Raw genomic sequence first — 5,649 nt, 5'->3', positions numbered from 1 at the left:
GCCCCCCCGCCCCCCCCCCGGGCCGGGCCCCCCCACGTCATGAGCGGAGGGCTCAGCCCGCCTCGCGGACCTCGGCCGCCGTCGGCGCGGTGCCGCCCAGGTGGGCCGGGAGCCACCACGAGTCGTCGGCGCCCTTCGGCTTGTCCGGGTAGGCGCGCTGCGCGGCGTCCAGCAGCTCCTGCACGCGCTCGCGCAGCCGGCGCGTGATGGCGCCCGCGTACTGGTCGGCCGGGGCCTCCACGGGCTCGCCCACGCGCATCGTCACCGGGATGTGGCTGCGCTTGAGGTTCTTCGGGCGGCCCTTGGTCCACAGCCGCTGGGTGCCCCACAGTGCCACCGGGATCAGCGGGACCCCGGCCTCCTGCGCCATGCGCGCGGCGCCCGACTTGAAGCTCTTCAGCGTGAAGGACTGGGAGATCGTGGCCTCGGGGAAGACGCCGATGATCTCGCCGGACCGCAGCGAGTCCAGGGCGTGCTGGTAGGCGGCCTCACCCTGCTTGCGGTCCACGGGGATGTGCTTCATCGCGCGCATCAGCGGACCGGACACCTTGTGCCGGAACACCGACTCCTTGGCCATGAAGCGGACCAGCCGCTTCTGCGGCCGCGCTGTCAGGCCGGCGAAGATGAAGTCGAGGTATCCGATGTGGTTCGACACCAGGACCGCACCGCCCTTGCGGGGGATGTTCTCGGTGCCCTTCATGTCGATACGGATGTCGAGCGCGCGGAAGAGACCGTGCGCGGCGCCGATCACGGGAGGGTAGACGAGCTCAGCCATGATGGGGAGACCCCGCTTTCTGCCTGGGGAGGTGCTCCCGGCCGGAAGTTACGGAAGCGTAGGTACGCGACCATGGGGATCGTGCCCCATACGCGGCCCGCTGGCCAGTCCAGAAGCCCCTACCCGGGGAGATTCTCATCACGCCGGGAATGTCGCGGGCCCGCGGAGTGCTCCGATCCACGGATGAGCGTACGAGGATGACGTACGCACACGAATACGGCGACGGGAGCGCGGGTGCTCGGGCAGGAAGAGGCGCGGACCCGGCTGGGCGCCGCCGAACTGGGCGCGGAGTTGGGGGAGCGGGCCAGCCTGGTGCAGTTCTCCAGCGCGTTCTGCCAGCCCTGCCGGGCCACGCGGCGGATCCTCGCCGAGGTCGCGCTGATGGTCGACGGGGTGGCGCACATCGAGATCGACGCCGAGGAGCGACTCGAACTGGTGCGGGCCCTGGGGATCGAGAAGACCCCGACCGTGCTGGTCCTGGACCGGGCAGGGCGGATCGTGCGACGGGCGGCCGGGATGCCGCGCAAGGTGGACGTGATCGCCGCCCTCGGGGCCGCCGTATGACGCGCGGCCCGGCCGACGGGCGGCGCGGCGGCCGGAGCGCCGGTGCGCGCGCCCGCACACAGCGTGACGCGCCTGACATCTGCCCGATCCCGCTTGACTGTGTCCACGGGAGATCGCCACGCTGGCGGCATGCGGTATGAACTCCTGCTCTACGGACGGGTCCATGTGGACCTCGTCCGCCACGCGAGCGCGCGCTGTCGGGCCCACTGAACGCCCCGGTCCCCGATCCCCGACAGCGCCCGCGTGTCCCGCGGCAGAAGGCAGAACCCTGATGACTGCTCCGACAGTCCCGACGGTCCCCACGGCTCCGTCCCCCCGTTCCCCCCGTACCGGCACAGGCACAGGTGCGGGCCCGGGCATGTCGACCGCGGGCTCCGGCGCGGCCCGCCCCGGCTCGCCCGACCTGCTGCGGTCGGTCTTCCGCCGGCATGCCGCCGGGGTCGCGGTGATCACCGCCCAGGACGGCGGGCGGCCGGTGGGTTTCACGGCCACCTCGCTCAATTCAGTCTCCGCCGACCCTCCGCTGCTGTCCTTCACCATCGCCACCGGGGCCTCGAGCTGGCCCGCGGTGCGCGACAGCGAGTACCTCGGCGTCCACATACTCGGCGAGCACCAACGGGAGCTGGCGGGCCTGTTCGCCAGGAGCGGAGCGGACCGTTTCGGTCCTTCGACCGGCTGGGCCGCCGGGCCGCAGGGGGTGCCGGTGCTGGACGGCGTGCTCGCGTGGCTGGTCTGCCGGGTGGTGGCACGTGTGCCCGCCGGCGAACATCGTGTGATCATCGCTGAGGCGGTCGCCGGGGATCCGGCCGGGGAAGGCCGCCCCCTGCTGTACCACCAGGGGCGCTTCAACGCGTTGCGCGACTGAATCGTCCCTGCTCGGCCGGGTCGGACGGCGTTGGGCAGATCACAGCTCGGCAGCCTTGCGGCTTGGCGGGACCCACGGTGTACTGACGAGTAACATTCCCTTCGGAGCGCGGGCCGCCCCGACCGGGATCCGCCCGACAAGGCGCCTATGCTGCCTGCATAAGGCGGTACCAGAAAAGACGATGCGGTAGGAGAGCCGGCGTGAGCCTGAGGATCGTTGTCTGTGTGAAGTACGTGCCCGACGCCACGGGCGACCGGCAGTTCACCGAGGACTTGACCGTCAACCGTGACGACGTCGACGGCCTGCTGTCGGAGCTCGACGAGTACGCCGTCGAGCAGGCGCTGCAGATCGCCGACGAGGCCGACGATGCCGAGATCACCGTTCTGACGGTGGGCCCCGAGGACGCCAAGGACGCGCTGCGCAAGGCGCTGTCGATGGGTGCCGACAAGGCCATCCACGTCGAGGACGACGACCTGCACGGCAGCGACGTCATGGGCACCTCGCTGGTGCTCGCCAAGGCGATCGAGAAGGCCGGCTACGACCTGGTCATCACGGGCATGGCGTCGACCGACGGCACCATGGGCGTGCTGCCGGCGATCCTGGCCGAGCGCCTGGGCGTCCCGCAGGTCACCCTGCTCTCCGAGGTCAAGGTCGAGGACGGCACCGTGACCGGCCGCCGCGACGGCGACACGGCGAGCGAGCAGCTGGAGGCCTCCCTCCCCGCGCTCGTCTCGGTGACGGACCAGTCGGGCGAGGCCCGCTACCCGTCCTTCAAGGGCATCATGGCCGCCAAGAAGAAGCCGGTGGAGTCCTGGGACCTGTCCGACCTGGACCTGGAGTCCGACGAGGTCGGCCTCGAGGGCTCCTGGACCGCGGTCGACTCCGCGGCGCAGCGCCCGGCCCGCACCGCCGGCACGATCGTCAAGGACGAGGGCGAGGGCGGCAAGCAGCTGGCCGAGTTCCTGGCCGGCCAGAAGTTCATCTAAGAACCTCGGCCACCCCTCTTAGCCCCCAGACACTTCGCAATCGCAGGAGAGCAGTCCCATGGCTGAAGTTCTCGTCTACGTCGACCACGTGGACGGTGCCGTCCGCAAGCCCACCCTCGAGCTGCTGACGCTGGCCCGCCGCATCGGCGAGCCCGTCGCCGTCGCCCTGGGCGCCGGTGCCGACGCCACCGCCGCGGTGCTCGCCGAGCACGGCGCGGTCAAGGTCCTCACCGCCGACGCCCCCGAGTTCACCGAGTACCTCGTCGTACCGAAGGTGGACGCGCTCCAGGCCGCGTACGAGGCCGTTTCCCCGGCCGCCGTGCTCGTCCCGTCCTCCGCCGAGGGCAAGGAGATCGCCGCGCGCCTGGCCGTCCGCATCGGCTCGGGCATCATCACCGACGCCATCGACCTGGAGGCGGGTGACGAGGGCCCGGTCGCGACGCAGTCCGCCTTCGCCGCGTCGTTCACCACCAAGTCCCGCGTCTCCAAGGGCACCCCGGTCATCACCGTGAAGCCGAACTCGGCCCCGGTCGAGGCCGCTCCGGCCGCCGGCGCCGTCGAGGCGCTCGCCGTCACCTTCGGCGCCCTGGCCACCGGTACCAAGGTCACCGGTCGCACCCCGCGCGAGTCGACCGGCCGCCCCGAGCTGACCGAGGCCGCGATCGTGGTCTCCGGCGGCCGTGGCGTCAACGGTGCCGAGAACTTCGGCATCATCGAGGAGCTCGCGGACTCCCTCGGCGCGGCCGTCGGTGCCTCGCGCGCCGCCGTCGACGCCGGCTGGTACCCGCACACCAACCAGGTCGGCCAGACCGGCAAGTCGGTCTCCCCGCAGCTGTACATCGCCTCGGGCATCTCCGGCGCGATCCAGCACCGGGCCGGCATGCAGACGTCGAAGACCATCGTCGCCATCAACAAGGACGCCGAGGCTCCGATCTTCGACCTCGTCGACTACGGCGTGGTCGGCGACCTCTTCGCGGTCGTCCCGCAGCTGACCGCGGAGATCAAGGCGCGCAAGGGCTGACCGCCTGACCTGCGCTTCTCTTCGTAGCATCGCTTCTTCGGGGCCGTGTGGTGATTCTCACCGCGCGGCCCCGAGTCGTTTGTCCAGGACGGCCGGGGGACCATTGACGGAGCGGAACCCCGTGACTAAATTCTGCTATGCGGATCTAAGCTTCCGTGAAGCGGAAAAGAGGAGAGTGCACGATGGGTCAGCAGGAGAAGGTGGCGACGAGCCTCGCAGGCGCGGTCAGCGAGGGCATCAGCGCCTCCCTCGCCCCGGTGGACGCGGAACTCGCGCGCCACTACCCGGGCGACCCCGGCACCCGGCAGCCCATCCACACGGTCTACGTGCCCGGTGACGTCTTCGCCGCGGACACCATCCGCTCCTGGGGCGACCAGGCCCTCGCCGCCCTCGACGAGCACGCCCCGGACGCCGCCACCTTCGCCAAGGTGCTCGGCATCTCCGACGAGCTCGCCGTACCGGTCTACGACCGCGTCCGCGCCAAGCTGCGGAGCGAGCCCATCGAGGACCTCCGCGTCGACTTCGAGGACGGCTTCGGCGTCCGCTCCGACGAGGAGGAGGACCAGGCCGCGGCCCGCGCCGCCCGCCTCGTCTCGGAAGCCTTCTCCAACGGCACCAACGCGCCGTACATGGGCATCCGCATGAAGTGCATGGAGTCCAACGTCCGCGACCGCGGCATCCGCACCACGGACATCTTCCTCTCCGGCCTGCTGGAGCACGGCGGCCTGCCCGAGGGCCTCGTCCTGACCCTGCCCAAGGTCACCTACGCCGAGCAGGTCAGCGCCTTCGTCAAGCTGCTGGAGGCCTTCGAGACCACCCGCGGCCTGCGCCCGGGCCGGATCGGCTTCGAGATCCAGATCGAGACCAGCCAGTCCATCGTGGCCTCCGACGGCACCGCCACGGTCGCCCGGATGATCGAGGCATCCAAGGGTCGCGCCACCGGCCTGCACTACGGCACCTTCGACTACAGCGCCTGCGTCGGCGTCTCCGCCGCGTACCAGTCGAGCGACCACCCCGCCGCCGACCACGCGAAGGCGATCATGCAGGTGGCGGCCGCCGGCACCGGCGTACGCGTCTCCGACGGCTCGACCAACGTCCTGCCGATCGGCACCACCGAGCACGTCCACGAGGCATGGAAGCTGCACTACGGCCTGACCCGCCGCGCCCTGGCCCGGGCCTACTACCAGGGCTGGGACATGCACCCGGCGCACCTGCCGACCCGCTACGCGGCCGTCTTCACCTTCTACCGCGAGGGCCTGGAGGCCGCCGCCGCGCGCCTGAAGGCGTACGTGGCCAAGATCGAGGGCGACGTGATGGACGAGCCGGCCACCGCCAAGGCGCTGGCCGGCTACCTGGTCCGCGGCCTCGACTGCGGCGCGGTGGGCACCGAGGAGGTCACCGCCCTGACCGGCCTGACCCGCGCGGAACTGGACGCCTT

The 5,649-nt window shown here is 71.3% G+C and carries 6 protein-coding genes; 5 read left to right on the top strand and 1 reads right to left on the bottom strand.

Going from position 1 to position 5,649, the window contains the following annotated elements:
- Nucleotides 1-52: 52 nt before the first annotated feature.
- Nucleotides 53-775 carry a lysophospholipid acyltransferase family protein gene (locus ACWGE1_RS39740; protein ID WP_453425341.1) on the bottom strand — a complete coding sequence of 241 codons (723 nt, stop codon included), beginning with the start codon at nucleotides 773-775 and terminating at the stop codon, nucleotides 53-55.
- 234 nt (nucleotides 776-1,009) lie between these two features.
- Here ACWGE1_RS39740 and ACWGE1_RS39735 point away from each other — a divergent pair, with 234 nt between their 5' ends.
- The 5 genes from ACWGE1_RS39735 to ACWGE1_RS39715 all read left to right on the top strand — a co-directional run.
- Complete coding sequence (locus tag ACWGE1_RS39735; RefSeq protein ID WP_453425340.1) at nucleotides 1,010-1,339, top strand: TlpA family protein disulfide reductase; 330 nt, start codon at nucleotides 1,010-1,012, stop codon at nucleotides 1,337-1,339.
- 358 nt (nucleotides 1,340-1,697) lie between these two features.
- Complete coding sequence (locus tag ACWGE1_RS39730) at nucleotides 1,698-2,204, top strand: flavin reductase family protein (protein ID WP_453425339.1); 507 nt, start codon at nucleotides 1,698-1,700, stop codon at nucleotides 2,202-2,204.
- Between the two features lie 200 nt (nucleotides 2,205-2,404).
- Nucleotides 2,405-3,190, top strand: coding sequence for an electron transfer flavoprotein subunit beta/FixA family protein (locus tag ACWGE1_RS39725; protein ID WP_030012969.1), 786 nt, complete (start codon nucleotides 2,405-2,407; stop codon nucleotides 3,188-3,190).
- 58 nt (nucleotides 3,191-3,248) lie between these two features.
- Complete coding sequence (locus ACWGE1_RS39720; RefSeq protein WP_453425338.1) at nucleotides 3,249-4,211, top strand: electron transfer flavoprotein subunit alpha/FixB family protein; 963 nt, start codon at nucleotides 3,249-3,251, stop codon at nucleotides 4,209-4,211.
- A 182-nt stretch (nucleotides 4,212-4,393) separates the two neighbouring features.
- A partial coding sequence (locus ACWGE1_RS39715) for a DUF6986 family protein (protein ID WP_453425337.1) occupies nucleotides 4,394-5,649 on the top strand: 1,256 nt, incomplete at its 3' end.

The organism is Streptomyces sp. NPDC054932, assembly GCF_053610205.1.
This window is presented reverse-complemented; position numbering and strand designations above follow the sequence as displayed.

Coding starts and splice junctions, on each gene's coding strand:
- ACWGE1_RS39740 (WP_453425341.1), bottom strand. CDS start 775: ATGGCTGAGCTCGTCTACCCTCCCGTGATCGGCGCCGCGCACGGTCTC.
- ACWGE1_RS39730 (WP_453425339.1), top strand. CDS start 1,698: ATGTCGACCGCGGGCTCCGGCGCGGCCCGCCCCGGCTCGCCCGACCTG.
- ACWGE1_RS39720 (WP_453425338.1), top strand. CDS start 3,249: ATGGCTGAAGTTCTCGTCTACGTCGACCACGTGGACGGTGCCGTCCGC.